The 21,337-nt window shown below is 53.5% G+C and carries 20 protein-coding genes; 11 read left to right on the plus strand and 9 right to left on the minus strand.

All coding sequences use genetic code 11. From position 1 onward, the window contains the following. Positions 1-57: 57 nt before the first annotated feature. Together MUU51_RS18855 and mntR are read right to left on the minus strand one after the other, a co-directional pair. Positions 58-1,170: an anion transporter gene (locus tag MUU51_RS18855; protein ID WP_258968356.1), complete on the minus strand. Its 1,113-nt coding sequence runs from the start codon at positions 1,168-1,170 to the stop codon at positions 58-60. Then, positions 1,167-1,640, minus strand: coding sequence for a manganese-binding transcriptional regulator MntR (gene mntR, locus MUU51_RS18860; protein ID WP_159754075.1), 474 nt, complete (start codon positions 1,638-1,640; stop codon positions 1,167-1,169). Before mntR ends, MUU51_RS18855 begins: the two co-directional genes overlap by 4 nt. A gap of 186 nt (positions 1,641-1,826) precedes the next feature. Between mntR and mntS the strand changes: the two genes are divergently transcribed. Both mntS and MUU51_RS18870 read left to right on the plus strand, forming a co-directional pair. Further along, complete coding sequence (gene mntS, locus MUU51_RS18865; protein ID WP_258968357.1) at positions 1,827-1,952, plus strand: manganase accumulation protein MntS; 126 nt, start codon at positions 1,827-1,829, stop codon at positions 1,950-1,952. Positions 1,953-2,223: 271 nt separating this feature from the next. Continuing rightward, positions 2,224-3,807: a phosphoethanolamine transferase gene (locus MUU51_RS18870; RefSeq protein WP_258968358.1), complete on the plus strand. Its 1,584-nt coding sequence runs from the start codon at positions 2,224-2,226 to the stop codon at positions 3,805-3,807. A gap of 70 nt (positions 3,808-3,877) precedes the next feature. Here MUU51_RS18870 and ompX read toward each other — a convergent pair whose 3' ends face one another. After that, on the minus strand, positions 3,878-4,390 hold the full coding sequence (gene ompX / locus MUU51_RS18875) for an outer membrane protein OmpX (RefSeq protein ID WP_110510006.1): 513 nt from the start codon (positions 4,388-4,390) through the stop codon (positions 3,878-3,880). Between the two features lie 355 nt (positions 4,391-4,745). Between ompX and rhtA the strand changes: the two genes are divergently transcribed. The 6 genes from rhtA (at position 4,746) to ybiO (ending at position 11,341) form a co-directional block, all read left to right on the plus strand. After that, on the plus strand, positions 4,746-5,636 hold the full coding sequence (gene rhtA / locus MUU51_RS18880) for a threonine/homoserine exporter RhtA (RefSeq protein WP_258968359.1): 891 nt from the start codon (positions 4,746-4,748) through the stop codon (positions 5,634-5,636). 284 nt (positions 5,637-5,920) lie between these two features. Continuing rightward, complete coding sequence (dps, locus tag MUU51_RS18885) at positions 5,921-6,424, plus strand: DNA starvation/stationary phase protection protein Dps (protein WP_110510008.1); 504 nt, start codon at positions 5,921-5,923, stop codon at positions 6,422-6,424. 361 nt (positions 6,425-6,785) lie between these two features. After that, entirely contained in the window at positions 6,786-7,532 is a 747-nt protein-coding gene (gene glnH, locus MUU51_RS18890) for a glutamine ABC transporter substrate-binding protein GlnH (RefSeq protein WP_159773544.1), read from the plus strand. A gap of 88 nt (positions 7,533-7,620) precedes the next feature. Continuing rightward, positions 7,621-8,280 carry a glutamine ABC transporter permease GlnP gene (gene glnP / locus MUU51_RS18895; RefSeq protein WP_110510010.1) on the plus strand — a complete coding sequence of 220 codons (660 nt, stop codon included), beginning with the start codon at positions 7,621-7,623 and terminating at the stop codon, positions 8,278-8,280. Beyond that, entirely contained in the window at positions 8,277-8,999 is a 723-nt protein-coding gene (gene glnQ / locus MUU51_RS18900) for a glutamine ABC transporter ATP-binding protein GlnQ (RefSeq protein ID WP_159773546.1), read from the plus strand. The genes glnP and glnQ overlap by 4 nt, the downstream gene beginning before the upstream one ends. A gap of 107 nt (positions 9,000-9,106) precedes the next feature. Continuing rightward, a complete protein-coding gene (ybiO, locus tag MUU51_RS18905) occupies positions 9,107-11,341 on the plus strand; it encodes a mechanosensitive channel protein (RefSeq protein WP_159773548.1) in 2,235 nt (744 codons plus the stop codon). Here ybiO and rlmF read toward each other — a convergent pair whose 3' ends face one another. Next, positions 11,342-12,268 (minus strand): 23S rRNA (adenine(1618)-N(6))-methyltransferase RlmF, encoded by a 927-nt coding sequence (gene rlmF, locus MUU51_RS18910; protein ID WP_258968360.1) that lies wholly within the window; start codon positions 12,266-12,268, stop codon positions 11,342-11,344. 92 nt (positions 12,269-12,360) lie between these two features. Between rlmF and MUU51_RS18915 the strand changes: the two genes are divergently transcribed. The 3 genes from MUU51_RS18915 to ybiJ all read left to right on the plus strand — a co-directional run bounded on the left by MUU51_RS18915 (position 12,361) and on the right by ybiJ (position 14,108). Beyond that, entirely contained in the window at positions 12,361-12,975 is a 615-nt protein-coding gene (locus tag MUU51_RS18915) for a flavin reductase family protein (RefSeq protein WP_258968361.1), read from the plus strand. Positions 12,976-13,138: 163 nt separating this feature from the next. Next, positions 13,139-13,402: a YdgH/BhsA/McbA-like domain containing protein gene (locus MUU51_RS18920; protein ID WP_159773552.1), complete on the plus strand. Its 264-nt coding sequence runs from the start codon at positions 13,139-13,141 to the stop codon at positions 13,400-13,402. Between the two features lie 445 nt (positions 13,403-13,847). After that, positions 13,848-14,108: a DUF1471 family protein YbiJ gene (ybiJ, locus tag MUU51_RS18925; RefSeq protein ID WP_159773554.1), complete on the plus strand. Its 261-nt coding sequence runs from the start codon at positions 13,848-13,850 to the stop codon at positions 14,106-14,108. Positions 14,109-14,225: 117 nt separating this feature from the next. Here the strand turns inward: ybiJ and ybiB are convergent, their stop codons facing one another. The 5 genes from ybiB to MUU51_RS18950 all read right to left on the minus strand — a co-directional run bounded on the left by ybiB (position 14,226) and on the right by MUU51_RS18950 (position 21,314). Beyond that, complete coding sequence (gene ybiB / locus MUU51_RS18930; RefSeq protein ID WP_159773556.1) at positions 14,226-15,188, minus strand: DNA-binding protein YbiB; 963 nt, start codon at positions 15,186-15,188, stop codon at positions 14,226-14,228. 28 nt (positions 15,189-15,216) lie between these two features. Beyond that, positions 15,217-17,367 (minus strand): ATP-dependent DNA helicase DinG, encoded by a 2,151-nt coding sequence (gene dinG, locus MUU51_RS18935; protein WP_159773558.1) that lies wholly within the window; start codon positions 17,365-17,367, stop codon positions 15,217-15,219. Between the two features lie 132 nt (positions 17,368-17,499). Next, positions 17,500-18,825: a 6-phospho-alpha-glucosidase gene (locus tag MUU51_RS18940; protein ID WP_159773560.1), complete on the minus strand. Its 1,326-nt coding sequence runs from the start codon at positions 18,823-18,825 to the stop codon at positions 17,500-17,502. 11 nt (positions 18,826-18,836) lie between these two features. Beyond that, a complete protein-coding gene (locus tag MUU51_RS18945) occupies positions 18,837-20,444 on the minus strand; it encodes a PTS transporter subunit EIIC (protein ID WP_258968362.1) in 1,608 nt (535 codons plus the stop codon). A 135-nt stretch (positions 20,445-20,579) separates the two neighbouring features. After that, positions 20,580-21,314 carry a GntR family transcriptional regulator gene (locus MUU51_RS18950; RefSeq protein WP_159773581.1) on the minus strand — a complete coding sequence of 245 codons (735 nt, stop codon included), beginning with the start codon at positions 21,312-21,314 and terminating at the stop codon, positions 20,580-20,582. Between the last annotated feature and the right edge of the window lie 23 nt (positions 21,315-21,337).

Consider the following 21,337-nt stretch of genomic DNA (forward strand, 5'->3'; position numbering starts at 1 on the left):
TTAGGAGGTTGCTCTACATTTGCCAGGAATTTGCCAGGAAATCCTGACAAATCCGCACTATCTGACAAGGCTCAACAGGACAAAACCGACCAGCGCGGCCCACAGCAGCATCGGGATGGAATAGAGGTGGAAACGCCACCAGATGCGCCGGTTGTTGGCCATACGCAGCGCAATCAGGTTGGCGAGTGAGCCGGGTAACAGGCCAAATCCCCCGACGTTTACCGCCCAGGCCAGCAGCATGGATGGTGGCACATAGTTAATCAGCAAAATCGTGGACGGCACGTTGCTAATCACCTGCGACAGGCCGATGGCCGTCAGCCAGAGCCCCACGTCAGATAAACCGCCAACGCCGGATAACGCGTAATGCAGCGCCGGAAGCTGGGTCATCATATGCACATCCACAAACATGGCCATGAAAACCAGCAGCAGCGTCCAGTCGACGCTGAACACCACGCGCCGCTCGAGGATCAAGAAACCGACGGCGAGAACCGCCAGACCCCACAGCTCCTGGCGCATCTCAAGACTCAGCAAAAAAATCAGGTAAAACGCGAGACAGCACCAGACCAGCTTTGGCTTCCAGTCCGGGGTGCGTTCTCCGCTCTGAAAATGAAGCGCTTTGGCGGGAAAACAAAACCAGCACAGCACCAGTAGCGTGAGCATCATCGCCAGTGCCAGCGGAGCCATTTGCCAGCTGAATGACAGGAACGACAGGCCCGAACGGCCCCACAGCAGGATATTTTGCGGATTGCCAATCGGCGTGAGCAACGAGCCCGCGTTTACCGCCAGTGCCTCAAAGATAATCAGTCGATTGACCGGAATGGCGCTCCACTTTTTCAGCGTCAGGGTCAGCGGCACAACGATAAACAGCGCCACATCGTTGGTGAGAAACGTCGACAGAACCGCCGCAGCCAGCACCATAAACATCGCCAGCTGGCGTTCGGTCACGAAACGTCGCGCCATTTTACGACCCAGCACGTCGAAATAACCGCTCTGCTCGACGCCTTTGGTCAACAGCATCAGGCCACTCAGGGTGACGATGGTGTGCCAGTCAATGGCGGCGGGCCAGGAAGATGGATGAAACGGGACAAATAAAGAAAGGAGGAAACCGGTGAGGATCAGCAGATGTAAAAAGCGGTCACGCATTAGCGACCGCAATAAAGGAAGGCTCATTCAGCGTGCAGTCCTGCCTGAAGGGTAAACTGGCGGAAGCGTTCCAGCGTCTCTTCGCTGACGTGATGTTCCATTCCCTCGGCATCGCGGCGGGCGGTGTCCTGGCTTACGCCAATCGCCAGTAAAAAGGTTTCCACGATCTGATGACGTTCGCGAGTTTCCTGCGCCAGTTTCTCGCCTTCCGGGGTGAGAAACACGCCACGCCAGGGGATCTGCTGGATAAGCCCAACGCCTGCCAGACGTTTCAGCATTTTCGCTACCGTCGGCTGGGACACGCCTAAACGCGCCGCCATATCGACCTGCCGCGCTTCGCCCACTTCACGGATAAGGTCGGAAATCAGCTCAACGTAATCATCAATCAGCTCACGGCGATGCGCTTCTCGCACCTGACGAAAACCTTCAACATGTTCTTCGACATTTACCAATTGCGTCACTTTTTTTATTCCTGGCGTGTCCGGACGACGGCTCATTATGCTTCCTCTTCTCGCTGTGACGCGTCAGTGCATCAGACAAAGGAGCACCATTGTATAGGATCGTGACCAGAGCACAAAAATTTAACGTTTTAGCCATAGCTAAGTAATATAGCCTGTGCTATATCTGTATGTAATACGAACATCCTTCATGGAGTGAAGGTCTGAAATGTTCAGGAGGTTGTTATGAACGAACTCAAGAGGTGCTTAAGCGTGTTTACCCATTCTCCCTTTAAAGTGCGCCTGATTCTGATCAATATGTTGTGTGACCTGTTCAGCAACAAACCGCAGCAGGACAAGCCTTCTCATTAATGCGGCGTCGCGGTACGCCGCTTCATTTTTTTTGTCATAAAAGCCAGTCACACTGCCCCGTTGACAGCAAAAACCCCTTCTTTTTTCCGGATTTGTTATCGCCTTCTCAAAACAATTCGTTATGAGTAGTTGACGTAACTATTCATCAACTTTATCTTCTCGCATCCCTGCAGCTTTTGCGCTTCGTCGAACTCCTTTCTACACGCACTGCCAGGCAGGCTTTACCCTTCGACGCCAGGGGATGCACATGGCGGCTTTTTTATTGTGACCTATGAATGTAACGCTGAAAGAAACGCTTGCTGCGCGTGGCATGGCGCTTAACCCATGGACCGGATTTTACTTTTTACAATCACTGCTGATGAATCTGGCGCTGGGATATTCTTTCAGCCTCCTGTATACCGTCTCGTTTACCTGCGTCCTGCATGTGCTGTGGCGCGCGGTGCCGCGCACGCAGAAAGTCCTGCTCGGCATTTATTCTCTGGTGGCGGCTTTTTATTATCCGTTTGGTCAGGCTTATGGCGCGCCAAACTTTAATACCCTGCTGGCGCTGCATTCGACCAATGCCGAAGAATCCACGGAAATCCTGACTATCTTCCCGTGGTACAGCTATTTCATTTCTGTCTTTATCTTCGCGATGGGCGTGATTGCGGTGCGGCGCAAGCAGGAAGCCAAACGCGCGTGGAGCAAAATCGACATCTTGTGCCTGCTGTTTTGCGTCGGCGTCGCCTTTGTGCGTCCGGTTCAGGAGATGGCATGGGATGGCGCGTTCCGTATCAGCAAAATCGGTTATCCGGCGGTGCGCTTCATGCACGACGTGGCGATCAGCAACCAGCAGGTGCTGGATGAACAGGCGCGTCTGGCGCAGTTTTCCCACCTGAAAGATACCTGGAATGTGGTGGCGGTGAAGCCTAAATATCACACCTACGTGGTGGTGATTGGCGAGAGCGCGCGCCGTGATGCGATGGGCGCGTTTGGCGGCCACTGGGATAACACCCCGTTTGAACGCGACGTGAACGGCACGCTGTTTACCGACTATATTTCCGCCAGTGGCTCAACACAGAAATCCCTCGGCCTGACGCTCAACCGCGTGGTTGACGGCAAACCGCTGTATCAGGATAACTTTGTGACCCTGGCGAATCGCGCCGGATTCCAGACGTGGTGGTTCTCGAATCAGGGCCAGATTGGCGAGTACGACACCGCCATTGCCAGTATCGCGAAACGCGCGGACGAAGCGCATTTCCTGAAAAACGGTGATTTTGAAGCGGATAAAAATACCAAAGACGAAGATCTGCTGAAGATGACAGCGCAGGTGCTGTCCACTGAACGCACTCAGCCTCAGCTGATCGTTCTGCACCTGATGGGATCACACCCACAGGCCTGCGATCGCACCCAGGGGAAATACACTGATTTCGTAAAGTCGAAGGAAACCTCATGCTATCTCTACAGCATGACGCAAACCGACCAGCTGCTGAGCAAGCTCTACAATCAGCTGCGTGGTTCCGGCGACAGTTTCTCGCTGGTGTATTTCTCTGACCACGGCTTAGCCATAAAAGAACGCGGCAAATCGGTGCAGTATCTGGCGCATGATGACAAGTTTCAGCAGAACTTCCAGGTACCGTTCCTGGTGCTGTCGAGTGATGACAAAACCCATCTCGTGATTAAAGCGCGCCGTTCGGCAAATGATTTCCTGAGCTTCTTCTCGCAGTGGACCGGTATTCAGGCGCAAGAAATTGCCACGCCGTACCGTTTTATATCGAACCAGAAGGCTGGCCCGGTCTACATCACCAACTTCCGGTTGCAGAAAGTGGATTACAATCACCTCGGAACGGATGTCTTCGACACCGCCCCCCACTGATTCCCTTTCTCAGGAATTGCAGACAAAAAAAATCCGCCCTTGGGCGGATTTTTTATTATCACCGAAGTGATTAGAAGCGGTAACCCACGCCTGCGATCCAGGTGCCAACGTCCACGTTACGGATACGAGACTGCTCGTAGGAGAAGTCCAGTGCAACGTTTTCGATTGGGTTGAACTGCATGCCCGCGCCGTAGGAGAAACCGTAGTCGCTCATGTCGGATTTGCTAGCCGGGAAGTCGTTAGCCTGGAATTTACCGTAGCCAACACCTACTACACCGTAGATGCTCGCCCAATCGTTGATGCGGTAAGCTGGACCAGCAGTCAGACCGTAGTACTGAGCTTTGTTATAGGTATTGCTTTCGTTGTGATTCTTCTCGGTATAAGTGAAAGAACCAATCCAGCCGAGTGGGTTATTGTCCTGCTCGTAACGGTATTTCAGGTTGAAACCACCTGCTTTGTTCGCTTCGCCCTGCATATCGCTCTGAGCGTAGCCACCAGTAACGGTAGAAGTTGCAGCTACTGCGGTACCTGCGGTTGCAGCCAGTACAAAGGCCACTGCTGAAAGACGTGCAATTTTATTCATAACCACCTCAAATGTGCTTCAAGTAAGTCCGTAAGTTTTAAATATATCAAAATTTAATTAAAAACTCTTTGCGATTGTCGTTGTCTAAGGGTCTCAATCATGTAACTAAACGTTTCCACCACTGACAATCCCTATTGAAAATCATCAACTTCCTCACAGATTTTGCCATTATCGCGCGCATTAACTGACGCATTCATCCAGATTAATCCTAAACTGGCGGAGTTTTCATCCTGTGACTGAACTTTATTGTACGGTGGTTTTCTTCGCTTTTTTTCAACAATGCATAAACCAGAAAGGGGTAATTCATTTACACTGCCTCTTTTACTTCCTTTGACAAAAATTGACAGGAGAAAGGATGCCAGGCTTATCACGTAAGCTCCCGGTATGGTTGCCGATACTCGTAATATTGATTGCCATGTGCTCGATTCAGAGCGGCGCGGCGCTGGCGAAGTCGCTTTTTCCCCTGGTGGGCGCGCCCGGCGTAACCGCCCTGCGCCTGGCTCTCGGCACCCTGATTCTGGTGTGCATCTTTAAGCCCTGGCGTTTGCGGTTCACGAGAGAGCAGCGGCTGCCATTGCTGTTTTACGGGTTGTCGCTCGGGGCAATGAACTACCTCTTCTATCTCTCCATCCAGCGCATTCCGCTCGGCGTGGCGGTAGCGCTCGAATTTACCGGCCCGTTAGCGGTGGCGTTGTTTGGTTCTCGTCGCGCGGTGGATTTTGTCTGGGTGGCGCTGGCGGTGCTGGGTCTATGGTTTCTTCTGCCGCTCGGTCAAAGTATAGCCCACGTCGATTTAACCGGCGCGGCGCTGGCTCTGGGTGCCGGGGCTTGTTGGGCGGTCTACATTATTACCGGCCAACGGGCGGGAGAAGAGCACGGCCCTGCCACGGTGGCGATGGGCTCACTGATTGCCGCGGTGGTGTTTGTGCCAATCGGCGCCTTTCAGGCTGGCGAGGTGCTGTGGCAGTGGTCAATTTTGCCGCTCGGTTTGGGCATTGCCATTTTGTCCACGGCGCTGCCCTACTCGCTGGAAATGATTGCCCTCACCCGCTTGCCAACCCGCACCTTTGGCACGCTGATGAGCATGGAACCGGCGCTGGCGGCCATCTCAGGGATGCTGTTCCTCAATGAAACGCTGACCGGTACGCAAACCCTCGCGCTGCTGGCGATCATGACCGCCTCAATGGGCTCGACCCTCACCCTGCGACGCGAGAGTAAAATAAAGAAAGTCGATATTAGTGAATAACGTTGCGCCGTAGGGTTATATCTCCCTGCGGCCTTCAAAAATTATTTTCCGGACACAACCATTTTCCTGCATAAATATTTTTGCAATAAACAGACCTTTCTTACTTAATTAGAAATCATTTATAAACAAACACCTATCACCTTGTTTATAAACGATTTCACTACCTTCAACGTCAACTGCGCTATTAAACCGATAGGTATTAACTTTCCGGCAGCATGAACATCCGGTGCTATACTTATTTCCGGTAATTCACTGGGATTATTAGATCAAGAGGATATGAAATTATGAGTACCGCTAAACTGGTCAAAACCAAAACATCTAATCTGCTCTATACCCGTAATGATGTATCGGATAGCGAGAAAAAAGCGACTATCGAGTTGCTTAATCGCCAGGTTATCCAGTTCATTGACCTGTCACTGATAACCAAACAGGCTCACTGGAATATGCGCGGTGCAAACTTTATTGCCGTCCATGAGATGCTTGACGGTTTCCGCACAGCGCTTATTGATCACCTCGATACTATGGCAGAACGTGCTGTACAGCTGGGCGGTGTCGCACTGGGAACCACACAGGTTGTAAACAGTAAAACCGCGCTGAAAAGCTATCCGCTGGACATCCACACCGTTCAGGATCACCTGAAAGAGCTGGCCGATCGTTACGCGATTGTTGCCAACGACGTGCGTAAAGCCGTTTCTGAAGCCAAAGACGAAGACACCGCAGACATTCTTACCGCCGCATCGCGCGACCTGGATAAATTCCTGTGGTTCATCGAATCTAACATCGAATAAGTATTCGTTTTACTTATTCCTCAGAACCCCTCGCACGAGGGGTTTTGCACTTCTATGGTGCATCAAGTGCCGTTCCACGCCCGCATAAGTAAATCAATTGTAATTATCACTTCACACAATCGTTAACGAAAGATTGTTTTATCACCGCAATTTGCGCTTAATAACCCCACGACCTGGCCCGCGCCAGAGACGCACCATTTTGGTGCCTCATCGCGGTGCATATCGTGTGCCTTGCAACCTTTTTTGTGCAACAAACGGCTACCGCCTCGTTGTAAAACAACACGTTGTAAAATTGGCACGATTCTTTCATATGCGGATTGTTCTCGCAGGGGATTGCCCCGTGGTTATAAAAGGAAATGCTATGAAGTCTGTATTTAAAGTTTCACTGGCTGCACTGACCCTGGCCTTTGCAGTTTCTTCTCAGGCCGCGGAAAAGCAGCTGGTTGTGGCCACCGATACCGCATTCGTTCCGTTTGAATTCAAACAGGGCGACAAATACGTCGGTTTCGATATTGATTTGTGGGCCGCTGTCGCCAAAGAACTGAAGCTCGACTACACCCTGAAGCCAATGGATTTCAGCGGCATCATTCCTGCACTGCAGACCAAAAACATCGACCTGGCACTGGCCGGGATAACCATTACCGACGAACGTAAAAAAGCTATCGACTTCTCTGATGGCTACTACAAAAGCGGTCTGCTGGTGATGGTTAAAGCCAACAACAACGACATTAAAAGCGTGAAAGACCTGGACGGTAAAGTTGTCGCCGTGAAGAGCGGTACCGGTTCCGTAGATTACGCGAAAGCCAACCTCAAACCGAAAGACCTGCGCCAGTTCCCGAACATCGACAACGCGTATATGGAACTCGGCACCAACCGTGCTGATGCCGTTCTGCACGACACCCCAAACATTCTGTACTTCATCAAAACCGCGGGTCACGGCCAGTTTAAAGCTGTCGGTGAGTCTCTGGAAGCACAGCAGTACGGCATCGCGTTCCCGAAAGGCAGCGACGACCTGCGTGAGAAAGTGAACGGCGCGCTGAAAAAACTGCATGAGAATGGTCAGTACAACGAAATCTACAAAAAATGGTTCGGCACTGAACCAAAATAATGACGGTTAATTAGACGTAAATTTATCAGGGGCGGCCTTTCGCCCCTGCTCATTTTGAACCACGGTAAAACGGTAACAGGAACATATTATGCAGTTTGACTGGAGCGTCATCTGGCCTGCCATTCCAATCCTGCTGGATGGCGCCAAAATGACTCTGTGGATTTCGGTCCTCGGGTTAGCGGGCGGTATTATTATCGGCCTCGTCGCGGGTTTAGCCCGCACCTACGGCGGTTGGATTGCCAACCACGTGGCTCTCGTATTCATCGAGATTATTCGCGGTACGCCTATCGTCGTCCAGGTGATGTATATCTACTTCGCCCTGCCGATGGCCTTCCCGGATATTCGCATTGATACCTTCACCGCCGCGGTTATTACCATCATGATCAACTCCGGGGCCTACATCGCGGAAATCACCCGTGGGGCTGTGCTGTCAATTCATAAAGGCTTCAGCGAAGCGGGCCTTGCGCTCGGACTGTCGCGTCGTGAAGCCATTCGCCACGTGATCATGCCGCTGGCGCTGCGCCGCATGCTGCCATCCCTTGGCAACCAGCTGATCATCAGCATCAAAGATACTTCGCTGTTCATCGTCATCGGCGCGGCCGAACTGACCCGCAGCGGCCAGGAAATTATCGCTGGCAACTTCCGTGCCCTGGAGATCTGGACCGCCGTCGGCGTGATTTATCTGATCATCACCCAGGTCCTGAACATCGTGCTCCGCATTCTTGAAAGAAGGATGAAAATCCTGTGATTGAATTTAAAAACGTCTCCAAGCATTTTGGGCAAACCCAGGTGCTACACAACATCGATTTGAACATCACGAAAGGTGAAGTGGTGGTGATTATCGGGCCGTCTGGCTCTGGTAAATCTACCCTGCTGCGCTGCATCAACAAGCTCGAAGAAATCACCAGCGGCGACCTCGTGGTCGATGGTCTGAAGGTCAATGACCCGAAAGTCGACGAGCGGTTAATTCGCCAGGAAGCCGGCATGGTATTCCAGCAGTTTTACCTGTTCCCACACCTGACAGCGCTGGAAAACGTGATGTTTGGCCCGCAGCGCGTGCGTGGTGCATCCAAAGCCGAAGCTGAAAAGGTGGCGAAAGACCTGCTGGCCAAAGTCGGCCTTGCCGAGCGCGGGCATCACTATCCATCTGAGCTTTCCGGCGGCCAGCAGCAGCGTGTGGCCATTGCCCGTGCGCTAGCGGTGAAACCGAAAATGATGCTGTTCGATGAGCCGACCTCTGCGCTCGACCCGGAGCTGCGCCATGAAGTGCTGAAGGTGATGCAGGATTTGGCTGAAGAAGGTATGACGATGGTTATCGTGACCCACGAAATCGGCTTTGCGGAGAAAGTGGCATCGCGTCTGATCTTCATCGATAAAGGCCGCATAGCTGAAGATGGTAACCCACAAACGCTGATCGACAACCCGCCGAGCCAGCGCCTGCAGGAATTTTTGCAGCACGTGTCGTAATGCCCTGCTCTCCCCCGTCCTGGGGGAGAGAATCCTCCCAAAATCTGCCCCCTCTCCCTGAGTCGCTATACTTATCATTTTGTTGATGATTTGAAAGGGAGTTGCCTGTGCCGTGGATCCTGTTGCTGCTTGCGTCGCTGTTCTGTGCCCCGCTACAGGCGGTCACTCTCCCCGGCGTGACCACATCGACCACCAGCACAACTTCTCAAACGCCGCCCACTGAACCCGACGCGGCGCAGAAAAAAGCCGCTTACGCAGCGCTTGCCGACGTGCTGGAAAATGACTCCTCGCGTCAGGAGCTCATCAAACAGCTACGCAGTGCCGCTGCTACACCGCCGCAGGAGAAAGTGCCTCAGCTCACGCCGCCGCCCGTCAGTGCAGAAAAGACGGTGCTGGAAAGTGTGACTGACGTTAGCCGTCACTACGGTGAAGCGCTCTCCACCCGTTTTGCCCAGTTGTGGCGCAATATCTCGACCGCTCAGCATAAGCCTTTCAATTCACAGACCTTTAGCAACGCAGTGAGCCACTTTTTGCTGCTGGCGGGGCTGGTCTTCGCCTTCTACGCCCTACTGCGCCTTTGCGCTCTGCCGCTGTATCGAAAAATGGGGAAATGGGGACGGAAGAAGAACCGCGATCGCAGCAACTGGCTGCACCTGCCCGCGATGATCACTGCCGCAATGATTATCGACCTGTTGCTGTTGGCGTTGACGCTGTTCGTCGGGCAAATGCTGAGCGACAGGCTCAACGGCGGTAGCCGTACCGTGGCCTTTCAACAAAGCCTGTTCCTGAACGCCTTCGCGCTTATCGAGTTCTTTAAAGCCATTCTGCGCCTGATTTTCTGCCCTCGCGTGCCGGATCTGCGTCCATTCACTATTCAGGATGAGGCCGCTCGCTACTGGAGCCTGCGCCTCAGCCTGCTGAGCGGGGTGATTGGCTACGGACTTATCGTTGCGGTGCCTATCATGTCCAACCAGGTGAACGTCCAGACTGGGGCGCTGGCCAACGTGGTCATTATGCTGTGCATCACCGTCTGGGCATTGTGGCTGATTTTCCACAACAAGAAGGCCATTACCGAAAGCCTTATCGGGCTGGCCAACCGTTCGCTGTCCTTCTTTAGCTTGTTCATTCGCGCCTTCGCACTGGTCTGGCACTGGATCGCCAGCGCCTACTTTATCGTGCTGTTCTTTTTCTCACTGTTCGACCCAGGCAACAGCCTGAAATTCATGATGGGCGCGTCGGTCAGAAGCCTCGCCATCATTGGTATCGCCGCATTTATCTCCGGAATTTTGTCGCGCTGGATTGCCAAAACCATCACCCTGTCACCGGAAACGCAGCGTAACTATCCGGAGCTGCAAAAGCGGCTGAATGGCTGGCTTTCGGCGTCGCTGAAGGCCGCGCGGATCCTGACGGTTTGCGTATCAGTGATGCTGCTGCTCAGCGCCTGGGGACTGTTCGACTTCTGGAGCTGGCTGCACAACGGCGCGGGCGAAAAAACGGTGGATGTGCTGATCCGCATCGCGCTGATTTTGTTCTTCTCGGCCATCGGCTGGACGCTGTTGGCGAGCCTGATAGAAAACCGGCTGGCGTCCGACATTCATGGCCGCCCGCTGCCGAGCGCACGCGCCCGCACGCTGCTAACGCTGTTCCGCAATGCCCTGGCGGTGGTCATCAGTACGATCACGGTGATGATCCTGCTGTCGGAAATTGGCGTGAACATTGCACCGCTGCTGGCGGGTGCCGGTGCATTGGGGCTGGCGATTTCCTTTGGTTCGCAGACCCTGGTAAAAGACATCATCACCGGGATTTTCATCCAATTTGAAAACGGAATGAACACCGGGGATTTGGTCACCATCGGGCCGCTGACCGGCACGGTAGAACGGATGTCGATTCGTTCGGTAGGCGTACGTCAGGATACCGGGGCGTACCACATTATTCCGTGGTCCTCGATCACGACCTTCGCCAACTTCGTGCGCGGCATAGGTTCGGTAGTTGCGAATTACGATGTGGATCGTGGAGAAGACGTTGATAAGGCTAATGACGCCCTGAAAGCGGCGGTGACGGAGCTGATGGAGCAGGAAGATATTCGCGGGCTGGTGATAGGTGAACCGTCGTTTGCCGGGCTGGTTGGGTTGACCAACACCGCCTTCACGCTACGGGCGTCGTTCACTACCCTGCCGTTAAAGCAATGGACGGTGCGTTTTGCGCTGGATACGCAGGTGAAGAAGCACTTCGATAAAGCGGGGATCCGCGCGCCGGTGCAGACGTATCAGGTACTGCCTTCGCCCGGCAACCCAGCATTAGCAGCGCCTGAGCCGCCAACGCCGAATCAACCGACGCTGTGATTAGCGTGCGCGAGCGACAAAGCGGCGACGTTTGTCCTCATCAAGGAAAGTCCAGGCGATGAAGCGGCTTTGCTTTTGACCCTGGGCCATCTCTTTTTTCACCACTTTCACCGCACCGGCTTCAGTCAGCGCGGAATAGAGCATCGGCAGATTATCGCCGCGCGACACCAGCGAAGTGAACCACATCACCTGACGACCATACTCGCGGCTTTCGGCGATCATTTTGCGGATAAAGGCCACTTCACCGCCTTCACACCACAGTTCCTGATTCTGACCACCAAAGTTCAGGGTCTCGTGTTTCTGCTGTCCGAGGTTGCGACGTTTACGTTCATTACCTTCGCGCGCACTTTCAGCGGAATCATGGAACGGCGGGTTACAGACCATCGCCTCGAAGAATTCATTTTTATGGATCATGCCCGCAAGGATCGCCTGTTCATCCTTTTGACGACGCAAACGGATCTGACGGCTCATGCCCGGGTTAGCATCAATAATCGCCTGCGCCGCGGTGAGGGCTTCGGCGCTCACTTCGGTGCCGGTGAAACGCCAGCCGTATTCGTGGCTGCCAATCAGCGGATAAATCAGGTTCGCGCCAGTGCCGATATCCAGCACGCTGGCGTTTTGCGGCAGGCTGCCGTTCGCTTCAGTCAGCAAATCCGCCAAATGATGCATGTAGTCTGCACGGCCCGGGACCGGTGGGCAGAGGAAACCGTCTGGAATATTCCACGCTTTCACCTGATAAAAGTGCGCCAGCAGCGCCTGATTCAGGGTCTTTACCGCGTCGGGATCGGCAAAGTTAATGGTCTGCTCCCCGGCCGGGTTGGCGACGATAAACGCTGCAAGTGCCGGTGTGTCCTTGCACAATGCGGGTAAATCGTATCGGTCGTGGTGACGATTACGCGGGTGTAATCCTGGCTTTTGAGCTTTCATAGCTTCCTCCTGTTGACGGCGCGTAAGATACCCGTTGACGCGGGTGGCGTAAATAAGTGAGTCTTCTTATTATTTCACGGGACAGGTGCACCATGTATTTTTATCAGCCTTCAGACGGTCACGGACTGCCGCATGACCCCCTCAATGCGATCATTGGCCCACGCCCAATTGGCTGGATTGCCTCCGTCGATGCGCATGGAAAACGTAATCTGGCGCCATACAGCTTCTTTAACTGCTTTAACTATCGTCCACCGATCATCGGCTTCGCCAGTAGCGGTTGGAAAGACAGCGTGCAAAATATCGTTGAAACACGCGAATTTGTCTGGAATCTCACCACGCTCGACCTTGCCAGCGCCATGAATGAAACCTCAGCCAGTCTCGCTCACGGCGAAGATGAGTTTATCCGCGCCGGGCTGACGCCTGTCGAAAGCCGTCTGGTTCGCGCCCCGCGCGTGGCGGAAAGCCCGGTGAATTTCGAGTGCCGCTTATCGCAATGCATTCAGCTTACTGCCGCGGATGGCACGGCGGTGGATACCTGGCTGGTGCTTGGTGAAGTGGTGGCGGTGCATATTGATGAATCGCTGCTGGAAAACGGCATATATCAGACCGCGAAAGCCAAACCGGTGCTGCGTGCCGGTGGCCCAAGCGCGTATTACAGCATCGATGAAAGCCAGCGTTTTGATTTAATCCGCCCCGACGCCCGATAATTTCTCATTCGATCAGCCACTTATTTGTGGCTGATTTGTCAGTTTTTTGTCAAAAAATGTCGTTCAAAAAACGCGCAGATCATCATCAATTTTTTGCGGCATGTCACATTTCCTCAACACCTACACTTACGTTATCCCCCGTGGATACAGAGAGGATGTGCACATGAAAAGATTGTTGCTTCTGGTCGCTGCTGGTGCGTTGTCGATGCTCTCTTTTTCGGCTTCCGCCGAACCTCAACAACTCATGAAAGGTGACACCGGACAATTGCGTCCGTCAGGTACAGTGTCGGTTTCTGGTGCTGATGACTTTGGTGATCTTCAGGCGAAGCTTGCAGAAAAAGCGCAGCAGGAAGGGGCTAAAGGGTATGTGGTTAACTCCGCCAGCGGTGATAACAAAATGTTCGGCACCGCTACCATCTACAAATAAACTGTTGAAGTTATTCCGCTCAGAAAAGCGCCTCAAATAGCAGGCGCTTTCTTTTTCCCCCTGGGAAATACCCCCTGAATCACCTCAGAATAAATACTTTAAAAATCCTGTTAGATCGGTGTATAGTTCCGCACTACCTCGCAATGTGTAGATTTACTGACAAAACTACAGCTTCCAACACAGCGTAACCGGTTGTCTTTACGCGCACACTTTTATACAAGAATCGTCGCAATCTGTGCCCTTAAAACACCTCACTCGGCTTCAATGCCATTTTCAGCTTCGGGGCGGACTTTATTTTATTAATAATCAGTAATTTATTAATCATTCAAAAAATTCGATTAAGTCTATCAAGTCTATTCGATTTTATCTTTCGCAAAAAAACGTGATACTCATCACATCGACGGAACAACGTCACATTTAAAGAATAACCTGCGAGAGATTAACCATGAAAACCATTAAAACTGCTGCTGTTGCCATCGCTCTTTCTGCTCTTTCTTTCGGTGTGTTTGCTGCACAGCCTGTGTCCCCGACTGAAGCACAGAGCATGAACAAAATCGGTACCGTATCTGTAGAAGGCGCGACTACGCTGGATGGTATGGAAGCGAAACTGGCTGAGAAAGCCGCAGCGGCAGGTGCTACCGGCTACAGCATTACGTCTGCTAACACCAATAACAAAATCAGCGGTACTGCGGTGATTTACAAATAATCACCGGAACAGATTTAACCCTCATTGACCTTTAGGCTATGCCTGCAGTACCTGAATAACCCTCATTATTTATTCGCCCGTCCACGCCACTGGACGGGTTTTTTTGATGCCTGTAAATCACCAGCAGTCGTTGACCCGTTGCAGGCCAGCGGCAACATCAGTCACTTCTCCGGTTGCCACCAGGCAACAGGCCATCTGAATTTTCAGTGATTCAGGTACCGGCTCAACGCCCGCGACGCAGCGCTCAATCCATCTGGCCGTCACTTCCGGATCTTTCGATTCTGGCAGCAGTACTTCCCGCAGCGCATCTTCGCGTTCGACAAGCACCCGCGTACCGTGGCTGTCAATCAGGCTCATCTGCGGGCAACGCTGCGGATTGGCATAAACCTCACCTTCCGTACCGTGCATCAACAGCGCGCGACCGCCGATCCCCTCAAAGAATTTCCCGACGCGCGGCACATATTCCGGGTGCGAAACGCTCGACAAGCGCAGCGCCGCGTCTTCGGCAAACGGCGTCGCGAGCTTCGCCAGGGTGTGTGCGCTGTTACGCACCCCCATTCGCCAACGCAGGCCGAGCTGAGCTTCGAGCGGCGGGCAGAACGCGCCAATTGGCATGTAAACCGGCTGATGGCCGTCGAGCTTCGCCTGCGCCTGCCCGGCGTGCAGCGTCGGTTCGATACCCAGCAGAGTGAAAACGGTTTCGGTTAGCACGCGGGTCGGATCGTGGCTGACGCCGTGGACCAATACCGGGAAACCGAGTTTGTGCAGCAGCATCGCCAGCAGTGGCGTAAGGTTCGCCAGCTTGCGCGCGCCGTTATAGCTTGGGATAACAATCGGCATCGGCTTCGCTATCGGTGGCGTCAGGCTGACCGTATGCTGCTGCATTGCCTCGTAGAAGCCCTGCATTTCGGCCTCACCCTCACCTTTTATGCGCAGCGCAATCAGAATGCCGCCCAGCTCCAGCTCCGGTACGTCACCTTTCAACATCCGGGTATACAAACCGCGAGCGGTATCGGTGTCCAGATCACGGGCGTGGTTTTTGCCACGACCGACTTCTTTAATGATTTTGCGATAGTCCATGCATCTCTCCTGCAGCATGCCGCGAACGTTAGCGTCGCTTCCGCCGGGTCGGCTTAGTTGTGCTTTTGCTTTTTACTATACCTTCTGGCGCCTCCGGTTGCTCTATAGGAAACACCGGTAAGGCGTTCAGCAACCGCGGGCCGTAATTTTTGGTGAGCAGCCGCTTGTCGTAAATAATCACTTCGCCCCAGCAGCTGTGGCTTCGGATCAAACGCCCGACCTGCTGAATGAGGTTAAACGAGGCGCTCGGCAGGCTTTGTACTTCAAACGGATAGCGGTTCAGGCTTTTCAGCCACTCGCCCTCGGTAATGACCACCGGGCTGTCGATCGGCGGAAACGCAATTTTGTGGATGTGAACCTGGCTGAGCAATTCGCCTTTCAAATCGAGCCCTTCGGCAAACGACTGCAGCCCCACCAACACACTGCTTTCCCCGCTTTCCACCCGCTTGCGGTGCAGCTCTACCAGGCGGTAACGCGGCTGATCGCCCTGCACCAGCAGCAGTAAACGCAAATCAGGTACGTACTCCAGAAAACGCTGCATCGCGCGTCCGCTGGCAAACAGCACTAACATCCCACAATGCTTTTTGGCCTCGACCTGCTCGCGGAAATAGGCCGCCATTTCCGCCAGATGCTGCTCTTCGTTATCCATCGACGGCTCGACGCTCATCCGTGGAATGATGATTTTTCCCTGCTCGACGTGGTTAAACGGCGAATCGAGCGCAACAAAACGGTCGCCCGCTTTTTCCTTCAGGCCGCTCATCTCCTGCAAACGCGAGAAGCTGTTCAGCGAGCGCAGCGTCGCGGACGTCACGACGATATGCGGCACGCGCCGCCAGAGCAGTTTTTCCAGCTGGTCGCTGACACGAATACCCACGCAGTGGAACCAGACGTGCGGCTGGCCGTCGCGCTGATCCCTTGTGGCCCATTTAGTGACCGGCGCACCGGAGGCCTGAACCATCGCTGAGAGCTTCCACAGCTTGCTTTGCGCCTCGAACATTCCCAACGCGCGGTTCATTTGCAACAGCACGCGGTGCAGACGCACAATATCGTGCGAGCCGGTTTTTTCACTGAGATCGTTGAGAAACAGCTCCGATAATCCGCGCAGCATTTCGGTGAGTTTGGCCAGGCGCTGGCAGTGCGCCATGATTTCGTCCGGCAGTTCGCCCATCGCAAAACGGTGTTCGGCTTCCGGCCCGGCAGGCATGTACAGGCTGAGAATGTTATTCAGCGAAACAATGTGTTCCTGCAGCTCGTCACAATGCTCTTTTAGACGTTCGGGCGCAGCCAGGGGCGGGAAGGTTTTCGGGCGGAATTGCTCCATGCAGGTCGCCACCAGCTTGATGAATAAATCCAGCTGCAGGCGATACCAGGAGGCGGTGATTTCGGCGCTCATCTCCAGCGCGTCGCGGGCGACGTCCGGTAAATGGTGGCCTTCATCCAGCACCAGCAGCAGGTTTTTGGCTTCCGGCAAGACCGCCTCGCTTTCCATTGCCGCCATCACCAGCGCATGGTTGGCAACCACGACTTCCGCTTCCTGAATTTCGCGGCGGGCCACGAAGAATGGGCATTCGCGGTAGTAGTGACAGTTGCGATTGAGACAGCTGGCTTTATCCGTGCTCATGCGGCTCCAGAGCGCGTCATCGATAGCCTGATCGGTATGATCGCGCAGTCCGTCCCATTTGTAGCTGTCCAAATCGGCTTTCAGCTTCGCACAGCGCTTCTGTTCTTCTTTGTTGTTTGGTGTTAATTCGTCGTCGAGAAACGCCAGTAAATCCTGATGCGTCGGCTCACTGCTGGACAGCGCAGTTAGATTACGGGGGCACACATAGCGTCCGCGGCCAAAGGCGGCGGTGAAGCGCAGATCGGGAATGATTTTTTTCAGCAGCGGCAGATCTTTGCTGTAGATCTGATCCTGTAAGGCAACGTTAGCGGTGCTGATCACCAGCGTTTTTTGTTCTTCGCGGGCAATGGCGATGCCGGGAATGAGATACGAAAGCGTTTTACCGACGCCGGTCGGCGCTTCGATAGCCAGATGCCTGCCCTCGTCACCGGCGAGCGTTTTCGCCACATCGGCAATCATCTGCCGCTGCGGGGCCCGGGGAATAAAGTCGGGGATCTGTTCCTGGAGCGCCTTGTACCATGACGCGATTTGCGCTTTTAACGCGGCGGATAAGGCCATCGGGAGAACCTGAAATACTGTATAAACAGCCACTATTGTGGCATTTTTAGCGTTCAGGCTGTACCTTTTTTTCCGCCGTTCTGAACTGTTCTCGCAAAAATGCAGGGGAGAAAACCCTCTCCGCCCCCGGTTTTAGTGCAGTGCTGGCCAATAGTCTTTATTGGCTTCGATCAGTGCATCCAGCACCTGCCGGGCCTTTTTCGCATCCACGATGGTGCGGTTGAGTGTCAACGCCTGCAAGGCTTTGGTGTAGGAACCCTCAAACCAGGCCTCTACGGTCAGACGTTCATAGGCAAATTGCTGTTCGATGAGTCCTTTGTAGAACACCGGAATTTTGCCCACCCCAAATGGACGTGGCCCGTTGCAACCCACTTCTGCCGCCAGTTCCACCATTACGTCGTCATCGAGGTTTTCTACCAGCCCATGGTTTGGCACCATGACGATAAATTTCTTCTTCAGGTTGAAGGCGATACTTTCCGCCAGTTCGACAATCATATCGCCATGCGCATCATTATGGACGACCTGGACGTTACGTGTCGTGCCCTCAGCCGCTGCAGTACGGCATTCGTCAAAGACCCGTTTTTCACGACCATTCATCACTTCATTGGCGCGCGTATAGTTTGGGTCCAGTTTGCTGAATTTATACTGTGGATAGAGGTAGTACTGCAAATAGGTATTCGGCAGATAGTCCGGGAAATCACGCAGCATATCAGCCACGGCAGCGTAGGTCTCAAGCCACGACGCATCCCGTTGTTCAGCATCCGCAGGCTTAAATCCGTTCTCTGCAATCCAGGCTTTTAATTCCGGCACCAAATCATGCCCGTTCTGATCATAAAGATGCGTAAACCAGCCGAAGTGGTTGAGGCCAAAATAGACCGGATCAAATGTCGCCGGGTCACGCTGTAATAAGCGGCCATAGGAACGCAGCAAATTCACCGGCTGGTCGCAAATATTGAGAATGCGCTTGTCCTGTGGAAAGCGTTTATTCAATGCATCCGCCACAATGGCGGCCGGGTTGGTATAGTTTAAAATCCATGCTTGCGGTGAGCGGGAACGTACTTTTTCCACCAGCGCTATCATGTCGCCAATCGACCGCATGCCGTAGGCAAAACCGCCTGCACCGCAGGTTTCCTGGCCGATTACGCCAAGCCGCAAGGGGATTTTTTCGTCCTGTTCACGCATGGCATAGCCACCGGTACGCATCTGACAGAAGACGAAATCCACCTCGCTAAAAGCAATATTCTCATCGCCGGTATAGATAAATTCCAGTGCCGGATACTCTTCACGGAACAGGACTTTTGCATATTCGCCGATCACCGCCTGACGCTGGGTATCCACGTCAAACATCACCAGTTTGTTCAACGGCAGACGATTTTTGAGTTTGCATAAGGCTTTCAATAATCCTGGCGTCCAGGTTGATCCGCCACCGACCAGGACAATATTGAAGGAAGTTTTCATGATGAGTTCTCTTATTGCGTAGCGTTGATGAGTAAATTCTGCTTTACCGCACTGGCGATACCTTCCACCTGCGGACCATAGATAACCTGAATATCGGTGTCTGTAGCGCGGATGAAGCCACTGGCGCCACTTTGGCGCAGCATCTGTTCGTCTATTTTCGACATATCGACCAGTTTCACGCGCAGACGGGTAAAGCAGCAGTCCACGCTCTGAATGTTGTGACGCCCGCCCAGGCCCGCGATAATCTGTGCCGCAGAATTTGCGCCCTCAGGCTTGAATGCCATCGCCGCAGAAAAGGTACTCTCCTCTTCACGTCCCGGTGTTTTGACCTTCATGCGCAGGATCACCCATCGGAAGGTAAAGTAGTACACCGGTGCCCACAGACATCCGAGCAGCAAACTGAACCACCAGTGGGTTTTTGCCCCGCCGAGCACGCCAAAGACGATAAAATCAATAAAGCCGCCCTGGATATTGCCAATCATCACGCCCAGCATTTGCGAAAAGGCGAATGACAGTCCGGTCATAACGGCATGGAACAGGAATAAAACGGGTGAAATGAAGATGAAACTGAACTCCAGCGGCTCAGTAATTCCGGTCATAAAAGAGGCCAGCGCCCCTGCCATCATCAGCGCTTTCACTCGTTGCTTATGTTCCGGTTTCGCGCACTGCCAGATGGCCAGCGCTGCCGCTGGCAGACCAAACATCATGACCGGGATTTTCCCCTGAGCAAGGAAACGCGTCGCTTCGCGCAGCGTATCATCAGCCAGTTGCCCGGGATGAGTGAGGCCGTAATTGAAGATAGAGAGCGCACCAATAACACTTTCGTTATCTACGTGCACCATGCCACCGACCGGGGTAAAGCGGACCGTTTCATTGAGGATGTGATGCAAACCGGTAGGGATCAGTACCCGCTCGCTGAAGGCATAAACAAAGGTTCCCCAGGCGCCGGATTCGCCGATAAAACGCCCAATATGAATAATGGCATTGGCAATAACCGGCCAGACGAGCGACATCGCCACCCCGACAATCGGCAGTACGATCACCGTGATAATCGGTACAAAACGACGGCCGCCAAAATAAGCAATCGCCGTTGGCAGTTGAATGGTATAGAAGCGGTTATGCAGCAGAACCGTGACAAAACCAGCGATGACACCGCCGAGCACGCTCATCTGCCAGGAAAAAATACCTAAAGTGCTGGCGAATTCCGCGGCATGCATCACCGCATCCGTTTGGCTGTAGCCTTTTGCGACAAACGCCGCTGCAGTCGTGGTTTCCGCTGTCAGCCCCTGCACCATCAGGCTGTAATTGACGCCAACATGAAAGGTGACAAAACCAATAACCGCGGCAAAGGCGGCGGTTGGCTTCTCATCGCGCGCCAGGCCTATGGCGGCGGCAATGGCAAACAATAATGGCAGGTTGCCAAACAACGCCCCGGCGACTTTTCGTATAAAACCGATCGCCAGCTGCATCGTCTGTGCGTGCATGACGCCCTCACCCACAATCGCAGGATTCTGAAGTGCCGCGGCCAACCCGAGGAATATCCCCGCCGCGGCAATGACGGAAATCGGCATCATCAGTGCCTTTCCCAAATCCTGTAAAAACTCGCCCGCCCGACTCATGATGGTGTCCCTGTAAGGTAGAAGATGACTGACAAACGACATGTTGAGCGAAGTATAGCCGATTTAAATGTATAGTTGTCTAGCCCACTAAAAGTAAAACAGAAGATCGATCACACTTTGGTGCTCAATGAGGAATCAGTTGCGGGAGGCGGTTAAGGTGAAACGGTAGTGTTGCTGGTTGTAGTAAATCTCTGAAACCTCGAAGGGCCCAAGATCTTTTAGCATGGCGATTGAAGAGGCATGTAAGACGGGTTCATCGCGCTTGATCCCCAGCATATCGCGGACTTCCTGGGAGGGCAGTTCGGCACGAATCTCTTTTTCAGAACGCTCAACGGTAAAGCCTTTACGGCTGATGTACGCGTATTTTGAGGCATTCAGATCGGCCTCGCAAAGATCGCTAAACGGCGCGAAATGCATCCAGGATTGTTCAAATACGAATGGGATGTCCCCGACCAGACGCAGGCGTTTCATAAACCAGACGTCGCTCCCAGGGGCAATGTTTAAGACATCCGCAATCTGCGCCGGGGCGGATTCGCGAGACAGACAGATCAACCGATTGACGACCGGCGTTTCAAGGGAGAGCGCGGCTTCGCTGGAGGAAAGATGCCTGTCGAGAGGCAATGAAATGCGCAGGGTTTTACTGGTCTGCACCACAAAAGTACCCTGCCCACGGCGACGCTCAACTTTGCCCTGCCGCACAAGATAATCCACCGCTTTCCGCGCCGTCATGCGCGAAATGGAAAACTGGGCGCAGAGTTCACTTTCTGAAGGGATGGCATCGCCTGGCCTCAGCACACCCGCCGCAATTTTCGCGGTCAGGTATTGCTCAAGCTGGAGATAGACAGGCGTAGTGGAAAATTTATCAATCATTGCCAGGACTCTCACGGACACTG

The sequence above is a fragment of the Scandinavium manionii genome (genome assembly GCF_024764775.1).
GTDB lineage: Bacteria > Pseudomonadota > Gammaproteobacteria > Enterobacterales > Enterobacteriaceae > Scandinavium > Scandinavium manionii.